Genomic DNA, 17,698 nt, shown 5'->3' with positions numbered 1-17,698 from the left:
CGTGGTAGCGGCTGGACGGGTGCGCAGAAATGCGCAACGACGGTCAAGTCCTGCGCAGAAACGAGCATCCATGGCCGCACGCGATCTCGACTGGGACGACCTCCGCATCCTGCATGTGGTGGCGATGGAGGACTCGATGCTGGCCTCGGCGCGTCGGCTCGGTGTGAGCCATGCCACGGTGAGCCGCCGCCTGACGCGGCTCGAGACGGTGCTGGGCCTGCGCCTCGTCGATCGCATGGCGACCGGCGCGGTCCTGACCGCTGAGGGGCGGGAACTCGGCGGTCTGGCCGCCCGCATGGCCGACGACGCCGTAGCCCTGATCCGGCGGGCGAAGGGAGCTCGGCAGGCGCTCTCGGGCGAAGTCGTCGTGGCCGTGACCCCAGGCCTCGCCAGCGCGGTCGTCGTGCCGGCGCTGGCCTCCCTCGGAGCGGAGCATCCGGGCATCGTGCTGAGCATCGCCAGTGCCGTTCCGCTCGTCTCCCTCGACCGCCTCGAGGCCGATCTGGCGATCCGCCTGACGCGGCCGGAAGAGGCATCGCACACCCGCAGGCGCCTCGGGATCATGCGCTTCGCCCTCTTCGCAGCCGGGACCTACGATCTCCGCACGGCCGGCCGCCGGTTCATCGGCTATTCGCAGCGCTTCGACGCTCTGCCGCAGCAGCGCTGGCTGATCGAGCAGGCTGGCCGCGACGGTCTCGCCGTCCGGATCGACGATGTCGCCGGTCAACTCACGGCGGCCCTCGCCGGGATGGGGATCGCGCTGCTACCGGAATTCATGGTCGGACCCACGGACGATCGGCTGCGGCGCGTGCCGTGGGAGGCCCCGCTGCCCCGGCGCGAGATCTGGCTCGCGCAGCACCAGGATACGCGCCGCGCACCGGCCGTCAGGCTGGTCGCCGAACGTCTCACCGCTGCGTTCGAACACGATGAGCGATTTCGCGTCGAATGAATTTCTGCGCTTCGAGGGGCCGCAATCGAGAATGCTCCCTCGGATTGAAGGGAATCGCGTCTCCACGATCCAGCATTTCCCGGGCTGCGGGCCGGCAGCGTCGAAATCGGATCGCTGCTGATCAACGCTGCCTTCGTGCCAGCGGCAGGCTCGCCAAGGCCAGCAGCATCGTGCCGGCCCCGTAGCCCAGCGCGGTCGGTACGAGGCCGTAGGCGCGGGCGGCGACGCCCGCTGCCATCGCCGGGAGGCCGAAGGCGAGAGAGCTGACGGTCAGAAGGGCGGCCATCAGCCCGGCCCGCTCCGTCGGCGCGACGTCGCCCAGCGTCGTCCGCAATACCCCGAGGAAGCCGGAGCCGGAGCCGGCGAGCGCCGTTCCGGCCCGCATGATCGTCACCGATCCGGCGACGACGCCCGCCAGCGTCATGGCGGTGCCGGTGGCGAGGAGGAGCGCGGCGATGGCGACCACCCGGTCCGGGCGATGCCGGCGGGCGAGGAGGATTGCGAGCGCCCCGGCGCCGTTGAGCGCTGCGACCACCGCGGGGCCGGCGAGGGCGAACGCCGAGCCGGTGGCCTCGCGCACGAGGCTCGGAACCAGCGACAGGGTGAAGCCGCCCCGCGCCCAGACCGCGATGTCGATCGGCAGGACCGAGAGGAAGGCCCGGCGCGCGCCCGCTGGAACGCGGATCCGCGGGACGAGGGAGGCCAGGGCTCCCGGCCGCAGGGCGCCGTCTCGGCCACACGGGCGAGGGTCGCGGCCTGCGCCCCGAAGACGAGGAGCAGGAGCCCGTAGGACAGGTGAAGCGGCGCGGGTGCGGCCTCGGCGGGCGCCCCCGCTGCCGAGGCCGCCCGCTGCCAGCCCGGCCAGGGGTGTGAGGCTGTTGACGAGCGGCGCCCGCTCCGGGTCGGCATCGATCAGGCCGGCCGCGAGGGCACTGATCGCCGCGCCGGTTGCGAAGCCCTGCACGAGGCGCGCGGCAAGCAGCCATCCGAAGGTGCCGGTGTTCGTCCGCGATGAGGGTCTCGTGGCGCCGCTCGGCCGCTCCGTTCTACGGACAGGGTCGATCGGCGGCGGGTCGTTTGTTCGATGAGGAAAGGATTCGACGCAGGTCGTCGGATGCGGCGCGACCGAGGAGCACGCCCTGATCCCATCCCGCGAGCCTGATCCAGGTCGTGTCGCGAGATTTCTGATCGACCTCGCAGAGACGGTCGAGGTTGACGATGAGGGACCGCCCAAGCCGGTGAAAGGTCTGGTCGGGGAGTTCCGCCGCGCTCCGTCCGAGCGTCTGGCGAATCAGCAGCGGCGGACGACCTTCGAGAACGATCCGCGTGTAGTCGCGCTCGGCACTCAGGAGGACGACCGCGTCATGAGGAACCGACAGGGCGCGTCCGGGCAGCCGCATGTGGAACATGGCCGGAGCCTTGTCCGGAATCCGCGGTTCGGCTCGCCGGAGGGCGGCCTCCAGACGCCGCAACGCTTCCTCCAGCCGGCTCTGGCGCACGGGCTTCAGGAGATAATCGACGGCCTGCACGCCGAAGGCATCGACAGCGTGATGCGAATACGCCGTGACGAAGACGATGCAGGGCGGGTGGACGAGGCGGCCCAGGACGTCGAAGCCGGTCCCATCCCCCATCTCGACATCGAGGAACACGCCGTCCGGCCGCTCCTGCGCGATCAGGCGGACGGCGTCCGACACGGAGCCAGCCTCTCCGACGAGGGTGACATCCGCCCGCCCGTCGAGGAGATAGCGCAGGCGCTGGCGGGACAGCGGCTCGTCATCGACCAGGATCAGACGCAGCATGGCGACCCGGCCAAGCTCAGCTCGGCCACGACGTCGCCGCCGACCTGCCGGAGATCGAACCGGTGGTTCAGCGGGTAAAGCAGTTCCAGCCGCCGCCGCAGGACGGCCAGCCCGACGCCGGGATTGCCCTTCGTGCGCCAGCGGGGATCGAGCCGGCCGGGATTGGAGATGCTGAGTGCAAGGCCATCGGGTCCGGAACGGGCTGCGATGTGAACGTAGCGCGTCTGCTTCCCCTCGGTGGCCCCGTGCTTGATGGCGTTCTCGACGAGCGGTTGGAGCAGGAAACTCGGCGTGAGCATGCCCTGCGCCGCTTCGTCGATCTCGACGACGTAGCGCAGGCCGGGCCCGAATCGCGCCTTCTGGATTGCCAAGTAGGAATCGACCGCCTCGATCTCCCGGCGCAGGGGCATCACCGTCCGGTCGCGCTGTTCGAGGGAGTAGCGCAGGTAGTCGGCCAGTTCGCACACCATCGCGGTCGCGGCGGCGGGATGAACCGGGATCTCGGCGGCGATGCCGTTGAGGGCGTTGAACAGGAAGTGCGGATCGAGTTGCTGGCGCAGGTGGGTGAGTTCGAGCCGCAGCGCCTCGGTCTCGGCCTGCGCGGCGCGTTGGCGTGCCGTCCGGGCCGCGTCGCGCTCGTGCCACCACAGGTAGGTGAGGGTCCAGATGAGGAGCACGATCGCATAGAAGCCGATCGGCGTGGCCCAGGACTGCCAGACCAGCCAGTGCGGCACGCTCCAATTGCCCCACAGGCAGATGAGCCGGACCCAGACGGCGAGAAGAATGGCGGCCCCGACACAGCGCAGAACCACGCGGATGGCGACGACGAGCCCTCTCGGCAGGCCGCCCCGCACCGGTTCGTTCGGTCGCGTCAGTCGGTGGCGCATCAAGAGTGCGGCCAGCAGGCACACGGGATCGACCAGAAGCGTGATCGTGAGGGCGGCGCCCGCATCGCCGTAGAGCGGCACGCGTACGAAAATGCTCACGATGACGAGCAAGGCGAAGCCGACGAGGTCGGCCTGCCAAAAGTCCGGTAACCGCGCTGCCCAGCGTTCGTCCGTCATCCATCCCCCGAACCGGTCGATGCCATGGCGCCGCCGCGCCCCGGATCAAACCATGCTGACCGAAGACTGCAACAGGCCGTTTTCGCAATACCTGGTTCGTCGTGGAATCTGCCTGTTTCGTCGCAAAGGACTGGCCCGCGCTCCTGCGGATGAGCGACCAGCTCAGCTTGTACCCGTGGAGCGATTCGACCGTGCCGCATGCCCCGTGTCTCTCTCGAAACGCCCGCCGCGCCGTCGTGTCAGACGGAGAGCCGTCGGTGACCGGGATTCTCGCGAGGCGTTCGGGCATGTCATCCGGGAAAACAGACCCGGGCCGATGCGCTGGACTGTTGTTTTCGCATCCTCTGTTTCCGAAAGCTGGTGACCATCGTTCGGGACGAGGCCCCGAACGATCCTCTCCCTTCGGTGTCTTGATGAGGCGCCGGGTGTTCTGCGCCGCTCGGCGCGATCGCGCCGCCGGGCCCGCCGACGTCGGGACCGGCGGGATCGGCCTGTTCGCCGGCCTCATCGCCAGCGGCCTCACGATTCTGGTCGCCGGTTGCCAGGAGGGGAACCAGTACGTGCCGCCGCCGCCGCCGGTCGTGCAGGTGGCCCAGCCCGTCGAACGGGCGGTGACGCGCTACTTCGAACTGACCGGCAACACTAAGGCGTTCGCCTCCGTCGATCTCGAAGCGCGCATCCAGGGCTACCTGACCGGCATCGCGTATACCGACGGCGCGACCGTCGGCCGGGGCACGCCGCTGTTCTCGATCCAGCGCGACACGTACGACGCCCAGCTTCAGCAGGCTCAAGGTGCCCTGGCCGCCCAGGAGGCGGCGAAGACCAACAGCCAGTCCGATTACCAGCGGCAGGCCACGCTCGGGCGGTCCGAGTACGCGTCGCAGGCGCGGGTCGAGGATTCCAAGTCCCGGCTCGATCAGGCGATCGCCGGCGTCACGCAGGCTCAAGCCAATCTCAAACTCGCGCAGATCAATCTGGGCTACACGCAGGTCCTGGCGCCCTTCGACGGCATCGTCACCAATCACCTCGTGGATGTCGGCGCCCTGGTGGGCGTCGGCGGGCCGACCAAGCTCGCCTCGATCGTGCAGATCGACCCGCTCTACGTCTCCTTCAACGTCAGCGAGCAGCAGGTGCTGCAGGTCAAGCAAGCGCTGGCCGCGGCGGGGCGCACCCTGGGCGATCTCGCGCGCATCCCGGTGGCGATCGGCCTTCAGACCGAAGCAGGCTACCCGCATACCGGCCATCTCGATTACGTGGCGCCGCAGGTCGATCCCGCGACCGGGACGCTCCTGGCGCGGGGCCGCCTCGCCAATCCCGACCACCGTCTCGTGCCGGGCCTGTTCGTGCGGGTGCAGATCCCGGTCGGGCAGGCTCAGAAGGCGCTGCTCGTGCGCGACGACGCGATCGGAACGGGGCAGCAGGGGCCCTACGTGCTCGTTGTCGGCGCGGACGACACGGTCGCGCAGCGGCCCGTCACGCTCGGGCCGGGCGAGGGCCGCGAGCGCGTGGTGGAGGCCGGATTGCAGGCCGGCGACTGGGTGGTGACGGAGGGTCTCCAGCGCGCGATCCCCGGCATCAAGGTGGCGCCGGTCCGAACGCAGGCGCGCTCCGCCGAAGCGACGCCGCCCGTCCAAGCGACGCCGCCCGTCCAAGCCGCCTCGCAGCGCTGAGGCCGACCATGATCTCGCGCTTCTTCATCGAGCGGCCCGTCCTCGCCAACGTGCTGGGGCTCCTCATGCTGCTGATCGGCGCCGTGGCCCTCTACGGCCTGCCCGTCGCGCAATATCCCAACGTGGTTCCGCCGACCGTGCAGGTGACCACGCGCTATCCCGGCGCCAGCGCGCGGACCGTCGTCGATACGGTGGCCCTGCCGGTCGAGCAGCAGGTCAACGGCGTCGAGGGCATGCTCTACATGCAATCGACGAGCACCAGCGACGGAACCTACACGCTCACCGTCACCTTCGCGATCGGCACGGATGCCGACCAGGCGCAGGTTCTCGTGCAGAACCGCGTCGCCATCGCGATGCCCTCGCTGCCCCAGGCGGTACAGGTGCAGGGCGTCACGACGCAGAAGAAATCGACGGCGATCCTGCAATTCGTGACGCTGTCCTCGCCGGACAATCGCTACGACAGTCTGTTCCTGTCGAATTACGGCGTCATCCGCGTCCAGAACGAACTCGCCCGCCTGCCGGGCGTGGGCAGCGTCAGCGTCCTCGGCGCGGGCCAGTACGCGATGCGCATCTGGCTCGATCCCGACCTGCTGCAGGCGCGCGGCCTGACGCCCTCGGACGTGATCGACATCGTGCGCCAGCAGAGCCAGGAAGTCGCCGCGGGCGCGATCGGCACGCCTCCGGCCCCGAAGGGGCAGGATTTCCAATACACGCTCAACGTGAGCGGGCGGCTCAACGACGTGCCCGACTTCGAACGCATCGTCCTGAAGGCCGACGCACAGGACGGCGGACGGATCACGCGCCTGTCGGATGTCGGGCGTGTCGAACTCGGCGCGCAGACCTACAGCCAGTCGTTCACGCTCGACGGACAGCCGGCCGCGGGCATCGGCATCTACCAGTTGCCGGAGGCGAACGCGATCATGGTCGCGAGCGCGGTGCGCAAGCGGATGGACGAACTCGCCCGCTCCTTCCCGCCGGGGCTCGTGCACGCGATTCCCTTCGATACGACCAAATTCGTCCAGGCCTCGATCGACGAAGTCTACACGACGCTGTTCGAGGCTGCGGTGCTCGTGCTCCTCGTCATCCTGATCTTCCTTCAGGATTGGCGGGCGACACTCGTGCCGGCGACGACCGTACCGGTCACGCTCATCGGCACGTTCGCGGCGATGGCGGCCCTGGGCTTCACGGTCAATCTCTCCACCCTGTTCGCCATCGTGCTGGCGATCGGCATCGTGGTCGACGACGCCATCGTGATCGTCGAGGGCGTGACCCACCACATCGAGCAGGGTCTGTCGCCGCGCGAGGCCTCCGAGAAGGCGATGGAGGAATTGTTCGGCCCGATCATCGGCATCACCCTCGTGCTGATGTCGGTCTTCGTGCCCGCCGCCTTCCTGCCGGGCCTGACGGGACAGCTCTTCCGGCAGTTCGCCCTCGTCATCGCGGCGACCGCCCTGATCAGTGCCATCAACGCCGCCACGCTCAAGCCGACGCAGTGCGCGCTCTGGCTCAGGCATCCGACGCCGCCCGAGCGGCGCAACATCGTCTATCGTGCCTTCAACCGAGCCTATGCCGCGGCCGAGCGGGTCTACGTCGCGCTGATCCGGCGCATGGTCCGGGCCTCGGCCGCGACGGTCGCGGTGGCCCTCGTGCTGATCGGGATGGCCGCCTGGGGCCTCACGCGTCTGCCCACGGCCTTCCTGCCGACGGAGGACCAGGGCTACGTCCTGATCGGCGCGCAATTGCCGGACGGCGCCTCGAAGGAGCGCACGGACGCCGTGATGGCGCGCGTCATCGCGCTCGCCAAGGAGACGCCCGGCGTCGAGCACGTGCTCGCCATCAGCGGGGTCTCGGTGCTCGACAACAACGCGACCCTGACCAACGCCGGGGTGGCCTACGTCGTGCTGAAGGATTGGGAGGAGCGCACCAAGGCGAAGGGCCAGGACTTGCGCAGCCTCTACGACCGGCTCAACGCGGGCTTGGCCGAGATCCAGGGCGCGACCACCATCGTTCTGGTCCCTCCGCCGATCCAGGGCATCGGCAATGCCAGCGGCTTCACCATGCAGGTCGAGCTGCGCGACGGGAACTTCGACTACACACTTCTGGAGCGTCTCGCGCGCACCGTCGTCGCGGATGCCGGCACCCAGTCCGGCCTGCAGCGGCTGAACACCTCCTTCCGAGCGGGCGTCCCCCAACTCGCGGTCACGGTCGACCGCGTGAAGGCGGAGGCGCTCGGGGTCACGGTGGGGCAGGTGTTCTCGACGCTGTCGGGCTATGTCGGCTCGACCTACGTGACGCAGTTCAACAAGTTCGGCCGCACTTTCCAGGTCTACGTGCAGGCGGCGGCCGACGCCCGCTTGGTGCCGGAGGACGTGAGCGCCCTCAAGGTCCGGGCCGGCAACGGCACGATGATTCCCCTGGGCACCCTGGTCGCGGTGAAGTCCGTGGTCGGCCCGTCGCTGATCAGCCTCTACAACCTCTATCCGGCCGCCACGATCGTCGGCGCCGCCAGCCCCGGCTTCAGCTCGGGCCAGGCCCTCGACCTGATGGAGCAGGTCGCGGGGCGGGTTCTGCCGCCGGGCACCGGCTCCGACTGGACGGCGATGTCCTACCAGGAGAAGGCGGTCGGCGCGCAGCTCTACGTCGTGTTCGGCCTCGCGATCCTGCTGGTCTACTTCGTCCTGGCCGGGCAGTACGAGAGCTGGATCCTGCCGCTCGCCGTGCTGCTCGCCGTGCCGCTCGCGCTGCTCGGCACGGTCGGGGCGCTTCTCGGCCTGCACATCGCCAACAACCTCTACACGCAGATCGGTCTGATCCTGCTCATCGCGCTCTCCAGCAAGAACGCGATCCTGATCGTCGAATATGCCCGCGAGCGGCGGATGGAAGGCATGGGAATCGCGGACGCGGCGCTCGAAGCCGCGCGGATGCGCTTCCGCCCGATCCTGATGACCTCGTTCGCCTTCATCCTCGGCGTGGTGCCGCTGGTGACCGCGACGGGCGCGGGGTCGGCGGCGCGCAAGTCGATCGGCATCGCCGTGCTGTCCGGCATGACCGCCTCGACCTGTCTCGCGGTGCTGTTCGTGCCCTCGTTCTACGTCGTGCTGCAGCGCTTCGAGGAATGGCGCCTGCGGGGCCGGATCCCGCGGATCGTGGCCGGGACGAGCGGGGAGCGGCACTGACCGCGCCGCGCCGTAAAGCCGTCGGCGCGCTGAGGACGGCTCGTCCTGACACCACAACAAGCCGACCGGCCGTGCGGCCTGCCCCGTTCGTCGCGGTTTCCGCCCGGTTCGTCGCAAAGCTCTGGCCTGTGTCAGGGCCGGCCGGACAAAAGCTTGGCAGTACTGACTTCGATTCGGTTTCACCGCCGAGCATTGAAAGACGACGATGCGCATTGCCTGCGGCCTGACGCTCTCCCTCGCCTTCGTCTACCCGGCCCATGCGCTGAGCTGCAATTCCAATACGACGACTTCGAGAGCGGTGCCGCCGGGGGCGCTGCCGTCATTCTATTCCCAGCCCGATGCGTACAGCGTCCTGAACGCGGGCAGCGTGTCCTACGCGACGACACCCTCGACGCACGACGCGATCAATGTCGGTTCCGCGGGCGGCGACCCCGATAGCTGCGGCTTCACCTTCACGAACCAGGGCTCGGTGTCGATCACCGCTCCCTCTTCCGACACGGGTCCGACCGACTTTCGCATCCTCAACCTCTACGCGCTGGGGACGGACAAATCGAAAGGTGAAACCCCCGATACCGGTGGTCAGGCCGGTCCGATCACCGTGAGCCTCGGCGGCGCGGTCAGCTTCAACAGCCAGATCGCGAGCTTCACCTACGGTGCCTACGGCGTCTGGATCCAGTCCCTGGGCGGCAAGGGCGACGCCTCCGAGAAGGAGGGCATCAACGGCGCCAGCGGCGGTGCCGCCGGCGCGGTGTCGGCCTCGATCAGCGGCGCGAGCCTGTCCGTCCAGACCACCAGCACCAGCACGGGCGCCGCCATCCGCATCCAGCAGGTCGGCGGCACGGGTGGCGAGGGCAACAACGACGGACGCGGCGGAGGGGGCGGGACGGCGCAGGCGCAGGCGATCACCCTCACCGACAGCAGCCTGACGACGAGCGGCCCCAACCTCGCCGGTCTCGTCGCGATCCAGACCGGCGGCCCCGGTGGCAATGGCGGCCTGGAGGACCGCCAGCAGAACAGCCCGGGCGGTCCGGGCGGGGCGGCGGACGGCATCTCGCTCTCGCTCGCGCAGGGAAGCCGCGGCAATACGATCGCGACCACGGGGGTCAACGCCGCCGCCGTGTCGCTGCTGGCCCAGGGCGGCGTCGGCGGCACCGGGGCCGACACCGGCGGTGGCCTGCAGTTCAACTCCCTCGCCGGGAGCGGCGGCGGGGGCGCGAGCCCTGGCACGATCAGCGTGCGCAGCGCCGGCACCCAGTCGCTGACGACGTCGGGGGCTTCGTCCCCGGGGATGCTGCTGGTCTCGCAGGGCGGCGACGGCGGCAACGGCGGCAGCGCCCAATCCGGGGGAGGCGGCAGTTCCGGTTCGGGCGGTGCCGGTGGCGCCGGTGGCGCCATCGACGTCACCCTGAACGGCGCCCTCACCATCCGGACGACGGGCAACGGTTCGCCGGGGCTGGCGCTGCGGTCCCTCGGGGGTGTGGGCGGTATCGGCGGCACCGCCGGCAGCAACTCCGACATCACCAGCGGCAACGGCGGCAACGGCGGCGACGGCGGCAGCGTGCAGGCCGTGCTCGCCGCCCCCACCGTCGTCAGCACGACGGGCGACAGCGCGCACGGCGTCGTCGTTCAGTCGGCCGGGGGCCAGGGCGGCGAGGCCCGGAATGCGAACGGGCCGCTCTCGACGGCGGGCGCCGGCGGCAACGGCGGAGGGGCCTCCGGCATCAGCCTCACCAACGCGGGCGCGATCACCACGACCGGCGCCAATGCCCGCGGCATCCTGGTCCAGAGCGTCTCCGGCGACGGCGGACCGGGCGCCAACGCCAACGCGCTCGTCGGCAGCCCGGGCGCGGGCGGGTCGCCCGGATCCATCGCCCTCATGACCGTGAACAACGCGGGGACGATCACGACCGCGGGGAGTTTCGCGCAGGGCCTCTTGGCGCAGTCGATCGGCGGCGGCGGCGGCGCCGGCGGCGGCACCTCCGGGGATATCTTCAGCGCCGCGGGCGGGGCGGGCATCGCGGGTGCGACGGGCGGCGCGATCAGCGTCGGGCATACCGGCCGCCTCGTGACGAGCGGGAGCGCCGCGGCGGGCCTGCTCGCGCAGTCGATCGGCGGCGGCGGCGGCGACGGTGGCGACGGGAGTGCGGTCTTCTCCTCGAAGGGCGGTTCGGGAGGGGCCGGCGGAAACGGCGGCGCGGTCACCACGACGCTTGGCGGCTCGATCTCGACCGCCGGCGGGCTCAGCCACGGCGCGATCGCGCAGTCGATCGGCGGCGGCGGCGGCAACGGCGGGAACGCCCCCGCCGCCGGCGTCGTCGCCACCTACACCCTGGGCGGTAGCGGCGGCGGCGGCGGCAACGGCGGCACGGTCTCGGCCACGGCGCAGGGCGCGACCATCACCGCCGCCGGCTCGGGGGCGGACGGCATCCTGGCCCAGTCGATCGGCGGCGGTGGCGGCTCGGGCGGCAACGCGTCCGCCGTCACGGCGACCGGCGGCTTCAGCTTCGCGGCGGCGATCGGCGGTTCCGGCGGCAACGGCGGCAGCGGCGGCGCGGTCACCGTCAGCCTCGGGAGCGCCACGGTCACGACCGGGAGCGGTTCCGGTGTGGCGCCCCCGGTCGATGCGATCGGCGTGCTCGCGCAGTCGATCGGCGGCGGCGGCGGTGCCGGCGGCGGCGCCAACGCGCTCGCCGTCGCGATCAGCCGCCCGTCGCTGCCGGACTCGCCGACGCTGGCGATCGCGGCGGCCTACGCCAATGGCGGGACGGGCGGCGGCGGCGGCAATGGCGGCGTCGCGGTGGTCAATCTCGGGAACGGTGCCGCCGGGACGAGCGGCGGCGCGACGGTCCGCACCGCCGGCACCGGCTCCCACGGCGCGGTGGCGCAATCGATCGGCGGCGGCGGCGGCCAGGGCGGCGATTCCTCGGCCATGGCCGGCACGATCGGGTCGGTCTCGCAGTACGGCCCCCAGGACGCCGGCTCGACGAGCGTCAAGCTGGCGCTGGCCATGGGCGGCTCGGCCGCGAACGGTGGCTCGGGCAACACGGCGAACGTGAACGCAGGTGGCAGCGGTCCGGTCTCCATCCTCACCACCGGCGACTACGCGTTCGGTCTCGTCGCGCAGTCGGTCGGTGGCGGCGGCGGCAATGCCGGTCTCGGAGCGTCGCGCTTCAACGCCATCGGCAACGCGACCACCTTCGACCTGACCATGAGCCTCGGTGCCTCGGGTGGCTCGGGCAATGACGGCGGCCAGGCCGGGCTCGACATCGGCTCCGGCGCCACGATCCGAACGTCCGGCTCCGGGGCGATCGGTGCCCTCGCCCAATCGATCGGCGGCGGCGGCGGCAATGCCACCGGCGGCACGCTGGGAATCGGCCCGATCGACCTTCCCGAGGGGAGTTCGGTGGAGGGGACCGTCGCCAGCACGATCAGCCTCGGCCGTACCGGCGGCACGGGCGGATCCGGCGGGGCGGTCTCCGTGACCAGCGACGGCTCGGTCACCACGGTCGGCAACGACGCGCCCGGCGTGCTCGCGCAGTCGGTCGGCGGCGGTGGCGGCATCGGCGGCTCGGCCGGCACCGACGCCGGCGATGGCGCCCCGGCAGGCCCCCTGAGCCGGTCTCCTGCGCCCGGCGGCGGGAGCCGCACGATGGCCGCCGAGGCGTCGTCGGACTCGGATATCGCCCTCGACGCCAAGCTCAACCTCACCGTCGGCGGGACGGGCGGCTCGGCCGGCAACGGCGGCTCCGTGGTCCTGCAGCACAGCGGCCGGATCACGACCTCGGGCGACTACGCACCGGGACTCGTGGCGCAGTCGATCGGCGGCGGCGGCGGCCGGGGCGGCACGGCCTTCGTCGCCGACGGGCCGAGCGGCCTGACCTACGCCGACGGCGCGCTGACGGTGAACACCGCCCTGACGCTGGGCGGTGCCGGCGGCGCCTCGGGATCGGGCGGAGACGTCACGATCAAGCTCATCGGCGGCGCGGCGGTGACCACGGGCCTGGCCGGCCAGGGCAGCCTCGGCAGCGGCCTTCAGTCGATCGGCATCCTGGCCCAGTCGATCGGCGGCGGCGGCGGCACCGCCGTGGACGGCACCGGACCGTCCGGCAGCGCAGCGTCCTCCGGCGGCGGCCTCTCCGGCAACGCGGCGCTGACCATCGGCGCCCGCGGGGCGAGCGGGGGCGGCGGATCGGTCACGCTGCCCCCCTCGTCGAGCGGCAACCCGATCACGGTCACGACCTACGGAGAATCCGGGCACGGCATCGTGCTGCAGTCGATCGGTGCCGGCGGCGGGCTGACCGGGGCCGGTTCGACCGGGCTGGCCGGCGGCGCGTCCACCGCCGGGCGCACCGCGCGCACGATCGACCTGCGACTCGGCGGCGCCTCGGGAAGCTCCGGCAACGGCGGCAATGTGCTGGTCAACAACCCGATCCTGAACATCCGCACCGCCGGCATGGGCGCCTACGGCCTGATCGCGCAATCGGTGGGCGGCGGCGGCGGCCTCGCGACCGGCTCGGGCGTGCCGCCGAGCTTGAGCGGGCTCGGCGGCCAGGGGTCGAGCGGTGACGGCGGCAGCATCACGGTCAACCTGCCCTCCAACGCCACCATCGCTACGACCGGGCTGGGGGCGCACGGCCTCGTCGCGCAATCGGTGGGCGGCGGCGGTGGCATCGCGGCCGGCTATCAGGCCGGTATCACGCCTTCGCTCGTCGATCCCAAGACGTTCGGCACGAGCCGCGGCGACGGCGGCAGCGTCTTCGTCACGTCGCTGGCCGACATCACCACCACCGGCCCCGGCGCCTTCGGCATCATCGCGCAGAGCGTGGGGCGCGGCGGCGGTCTCGGCACGATCGGCTCGCAGTTCTACGCCGCCTCCATGGGCAACCCGAGCGGCAGCGACGGTCTGGCCGGCCTCGCGTCCCTCGTCCTGCAGGGCACCATCTCGGCGACCGGCGAGAACGCGGTGGGCGTGTTCGCGCAGAGCGTGAACGGCCAGAACGTCAGCGCGAACACGGTGACGGTCAATCTCGGCTATGTTGCGCCGGCCCAGGTGACGGGCGGCAGCGGCCAGGGCGCGGGCATCTGGATCGAGAGCGGGAACGCGAGCAACCGCATCACGGTCGGCCAGGGCTCCAGCGTCTCGGCCCTGTCGAACCTCGCGATCAACTATACCGGCGGATCGGGCGTGAACGTCACCAATGACGGCACGATCGCCGGCTCGACCCGGCTCGGCTCGAACGCGTACACGCTGACGAACGACGGCACGCTCAAGCCCTCCACCGCCGATACGGGCCAGGCCGTGATCACCGGCAGCTTCGTCCAGACGCCCTCGGGGCGGCTGACGACGCGGGCCGACTTCGCCGCGCGGACTGCGGGGCAATTCGTCGTGACCGGTGACGCGACGCTGGCGGGCAGTGTCGAGGCCAGCCTCGCAAGCGTGGTCGCCAACAGCCCGGTTCCGGTGCTCACGGTGCAGGGCCGGACGACGGGAAGCCTGTCCGCCGCCTCCACGGCGCTGTTCGATTTCGCCGTCGTTCCCTCCAGCACGCAGGCGGGCCAGCATCTCAACCTCGTCGCGACGGGCTCACGCCTTGCGGACGCCCGCTTTGCGCTGACACCGGGACGACAGGCGGCGGCGGGCTATCTCGATCGCGTGTTCACCGCCGGAACACCTCAGTTCGGCACGCTCTTCGCCGCCCTCGACCGGGCCGCGGCCTCACCCGGCGAATACGGGCAGCATCTCGGCCAACTCGGCCCCCGGTCGAGCCTGTCCGTCGGTGCGTGGCGGGCGCAGAACGCCGCCTTCGCCGTGAACGCCGCGATGTCCTGCCCAATCTTCGCGGCCAGCACGGCGTTCCTGACCGAGGGGACCTGCACCTATGCCAGACTCGGGGGGCACACGGCCGTCGCCAACGGCGACGGGGACCGTGGCCGGCTCCACGCCGACAACACGATCCTGCAGGCCGGCGGCCAGGGCGAGGTGGCGCCGGGCTGGTTCCTCGGGGGCGCCCTTGCCTACGAGAACGGACGAATGAGCGCCAGCGACGGTGTGCACGGCATCGCCGACGTCGGTCACGCCGTGCTGACCGTCAAGCGGCAGGAGGGGCCTTGGCTGCTGACCGGCGCAGTCTTCGGCTCCATCGGCAACATCGATCTGCGGCGCACCAACAGCCTGCCGGGCTTCGGCGGCACGGGCGTTGGCTCGACGGCGCCCACCACCCTGGGCGGCCGGATACGGGCCGCCTACACGGTGGCGCTCGAAGACCTGTACATCCGCCCCTTCGTCAACCTTGATGTGATCCACTCACGTCTTGGGCCGTACACGGAGGCGGGCCTCGGCGCGTTCGGCCTGCGCCACGAGGCGTCCGAGCAGGTTACCGCGGTGGTCACGCCGGCGATCGAGTTCGGCCTGCGGAAGGGCCTCACCGAGAACACCGTCCTGCGCAGCTTCGTCTCGGCTGGCGTCGATGTTCGCACGGACACCCAGTGGCGGACGACGACGCGTCTCATCGGCGCGCCGACCACGGTGGACGGTTTCACCACCGTCGTCCCGCAGGCGCGTGCCGCGGCGCGGGTCGGTGCCGGCCTGCAAGTGTTCGCCGGTGACAACCTGGATCTGCGCATGCAGTACGACGGCAGTTTATCGGATCGGGCCATCAGCCACGGCGGATTCCTGACCTTTTCCTATCGCATGTAGTCGGCACTCCCCCCTGCCCAAAGCGGCAGGTCGTGGGCCATCCAGCGCCACGGTGCGCCTGTCTGGCCGAGCGCACGGCACGCGCGACGCTCGGACACCTTCATCGTCTGAACGATGTGCTCGACACACACTCGTCGGCGCGCGGGGCTCAGATGGGGTATTCGGAGTGCCTCGCGCGGTGGAAGCGGCATGATGGTGCTCCGAACCAACCTCGGAGCCCTGCCATGGACCAGCAGCACCACGTCGGCCTCGCTGTCTCCGTGAAGGAGACAGCGATCTGCATCGTCGATCCCCACGGCAAGGTCGTGCACCGCGCCACCGTCGAGAGCCACCCCGAGGTGATCGGCCGGCATCTGATCGATCTCGGCCATGCCTACGCGCGGGGTCGGCCTGGAGGCGGGACCGCTCTCGCCGTGGCTCTACGCCGGCCTGGTCGAGGTCGGACTGCCGGCGATCTGCGTCGAGACCCGTCACATGCACGCCGCCCTCTGCACGCCGCCCTCTCGGCGCGCATCAACAAGACCGACCGCAACGACGCCCTGGGCATCGCGCAGATGATGCGGGTCGGGTTGTTCAAGCCGGTCCACGTCAAGACGCCGGCCAGCCAGCAGCGCCGCCTCCTCCTGACCTCGCGTAAGCTCCTGCAGCGCAAGGCCTACGACATCGAGAGCGACCTGCGCGGCCAGCTGCGCAACTTCGGCCTCAAGGTCTGGCCTGCTGCCGGTTTGGTGGACACCGTCCTAATCTAATTGGGCTCGGTTTTCGAACTCGACAGGGCTGAGGTAGCCCAAGGTCGAGTGCCGCCGTGCCGGGTTGTAGAAGCGCTCGATGTCATCGAACACGTCGGCCCGAGCTTCATCCCGCGTCCGGTAGGTCCGCCGGGCGGTGCGCTCGGTCTTCAGCGACGAGAAGAAGCTCTCCATCGCCGCGTTGTCCCAGACGTTGCCCGACCGGCTCATCGAGCAGGCCACGCCGTGCTCGGCCATCAGGCGCTGGAAGGCTTCACTCGTGTATTGCGATCCCTGATCCGAGTGATGCAACAGAGTATCCGGCTTGCCTCTGCGCCAAATCGCCATGACGAGCGCATCCGTGACGAGTTGCGCCGTCATGCTGGTCTGCATCGACCAGCCCACGACGCGGCGCGAGAACAGGTCGATGACGGCGGCGACGTAGAGCCAGCCCTCGGCGGTCCAGATCTACGTGAAGTCGGCGATCCACTTCCGGTTCGGGGTGTCGGCCGCGAACCGCCGCTCCAGAAGATTGGGCGAGGCGGCGGCCCGCTCTCCCTCGTCCTTCGGCAGCCCTCGTCGGCGCGGTCGCGCTCGCAAGGCATTCTCGCGCATGATCCGCTCGATGCGGTGCAGCCCGCACGCGATGCCCTCGGCGAGCACGTCGCGCCAGACGCGCCTCGCGCCGTAGGTGCGGTCGCTGGCCACGAAGCTCGCGTGGGCCTTGCTCAGGATGGCTTCGTCGTCCCGTGTGCGTTGGCTGGGATGCCGGGTGAGCCAAGCGTGGAAGCCGGAACGCGAGACACCCAGCGCCGCGCACATCCAGGCAACCGGCCAGACAGCGCGATGCTTTGCGATGAACGCGAACTTCATATCGCGTCCCTCGCAAAGTATGCGGCGGCCTTTTTTAGGATATCACGCTCCGCCTTCAGACGGGCGACCTCCTTGCGCAGGCGATCGATCTCGATCTGCTCGGGCTTCATCTGACCCTGACCGGGAAAAGCGTGTTGGGGATCGGCCGCCGCCTGCTTCACCCACCGGTGCAGCATCGTCTCGTGAACATCGCGATCGCGCGCGGCCTGCGCGACACTGACACCACGTTCCCGAACCAGTCGAACCGCCTCGATCTTGAACGCACGTCCGAACTTGCGACGCTGCATGGAGCACCTCCGGCTTCACCAGCACACCTAAACCGGGTGTCCGTGAAACCGGCAGCAGGCCAGATCGCTCGACGGATCGCCTCAGTCATCGTGGCGCTGCCGTGAAGAACCTGGCCCATAGCGCGCCCCTCCACACAGGCGTGACGATCGCACCATCAAACCCCGGGATCAAACAGGGGCGGGGGAAAGCTAGCTCCTGCAATGCGTTGATGTGGCGACCCCGGTAGGGCTCGAACCTACGACCTGCCGCTTAGAAGGCGGCTGCTCTATCCAGCTGAGCTACGGAGTCTGGGTGCCAGGAGGGCCAAAAGGCACGGGACCAAGGCCGGGTCAAGCCTCTCCCGAGCTTGTGCTTTAACCCACTTTGAGAAGGATCTGACGGTCAAGTCCCCAGCTCGTGTGCGAGCGTAGCATCTGTCATCCTTGGTCAACGGCCGACAGCCGAGGATCGGGCA

General features: G+C 70.4%; 7 protein-coding genes, 1 tRNA gene and 2 pseudogenes. 5 read left to right on the top strand and 5 right to left on the bottom strand.

Translation table 11 applies throughout. The annotated features are described in order from the left end of the window. Nucleotides 1–70: 70 nt before the first annotated feature. Complete coding sequence (locus Y590_RS06025) at nucleotides 71–949, top strand: LysR family transcriptional regulator (RefSeq protein WP_060769044.1); 879 nt, start codon at nucleotides 71–73, stop codon at nucleotides 947–949. A 121-nt stretch (nucleotides 950–1,070) separates the two neighbouring features. Here Y590_RS06025 and Y590_RS06020 read toward each other — a convergent pair whose 3' ends face one another. The 3 genes from Y590_RS06020 to Y590_RS06010 all read right to left on the bottom strand — a co-directional run bounded on the left by Y590_RS06020 (nucleotide 1,071) and on the right by Y590_RS06010 (nucleotide 3,812). Beyond that, on the bottom strand, nucleotides 1,071–1,913 hold the full coding sequence (locus Y590_RS06020) for a hypothetical protein (RefSeq protein ID WP_060769043.1): 843 nt from the start codon (nucleotides 1,911–1,913) through the stop codon (nucleotides 1,071–1,073). An 82-nt stretch (nucleotides 1,914–1,995) separates the two neighbouring features. Further along, on the bottom strand, nucleotides 1,996–2,748 hold the full coding sequence (locus Y590_RS06015; RefSeq protein ID WP_060769042.1) for a LytR/AlgR family response regulator transcription factor: 753 nt from the start codon (nucleotides 2,746–2,748) through the stop codon (nucleotides 1,996–1,998). Continuing rightward, on the bottom strand, nucleotides 2,736–3,812 hold the full coding sequence (locus Y590_RS06010) for a sensor histidine kinase (protein WP_060769041.1): 1,077 nt from the start codon (nucleotides 3,810–3,812) through the stop codon (nucleotides 2,736–2,738). The genes Y590_RS06015 and Y590_RS06010 overlap by 13 nt, the downstream gene beginning before the upstream one ends. Nucleotides 3,813–4,225: 413 nt before the next feature. Here Y590_RS06010 and Y590_RS06005 point away from each other — a divergent pair, with 413 nt between their 5' ends. From Y590_RS06005 to Y590_RS05990, 4 genes and pseudogenes are all read left to right on the top strand, one after another. Further along, a complete protein-coding gene (locus Y590_RS06005) occupies nucleotides 4,226–5,482 on the top strand; it encodes an efflux RND transporter periplasmic adaptor subunit (protein WP_083530781.1) in 1,257 nt (418 codons plus the stop codon). An 8-nt stretch (nucleotides 5,483–5,490) separates the two neighbouring features. Beyond that, a complete protein-coding gene (locus Y590_RS06000; RefSeq protein WP_060769040.1) occupies nucleotides 5,491–8,658 on the top strand; it encodes an efflux RND transporter permease subunit in 3,168 nt (1,055 codons plus the stop codon). A gap of 205 nt (nucleotides 8,659–8,863) precedes the next feature. After that, nucleotides 8,864–15,355, top strand: coding sequence for an autotransporter outer membrane beta-barrel domain-containing protein (locus tag Y590_RS05995; RefSeq protein ID WP_060769039.1), 6,492 nt, complete (start codon nucleotides 8,864–8,866; stop codon nucleotides 15,353–15,355). Nucleotides 15,356–15,579: 224 nt separating this feature from the next. Continuing rightward, nucleotides 15,580–16,065 (top strand): annotated as a pseudogene (locus Y590_RS05990) (IS110 family transposase); the annotation flags it as partial. A gap of 30 nt (nucleotides 16,066–16,095) precedes the next feature. On the opposite strand, the pseudogene Y590_RS05985 reads toward Y590_RS05990, so the two are convergent. Both Y590_RS05985 and Y590_RS05975 read right to left on the bottom strand, forming a co-directional pair. Continuing rightward, nucleotides 16,096–17,243, bottom strand: a pseudogene (locus tag Y590_RS05985) (IS3 family transposase). Between the two features lie 212 nt (nucleotides 17,244–17,455). Further along, a tRNA-Arg gene (locus Y590_RS05975) sits at nucleotides 17,456–17,532 on the bottom strand. Nucleotides 17,533–17,698 lie beyond the last annotated feature (166 nt).

It is taken from the genome of Methylobacterium sp. AMS5 (assembly GCF_001542815.1).
In the GTDB taxonomy this organism is placed as follows: domain Bacteria; phylum Pseudomonadota; class Alphaproteobacteria; order Rhizobiales; family Beijerinckiaceae; genus Methylobacterium.
This window is presented reverse-complemented; position numbering and strand designations above follow the sequence as displayed.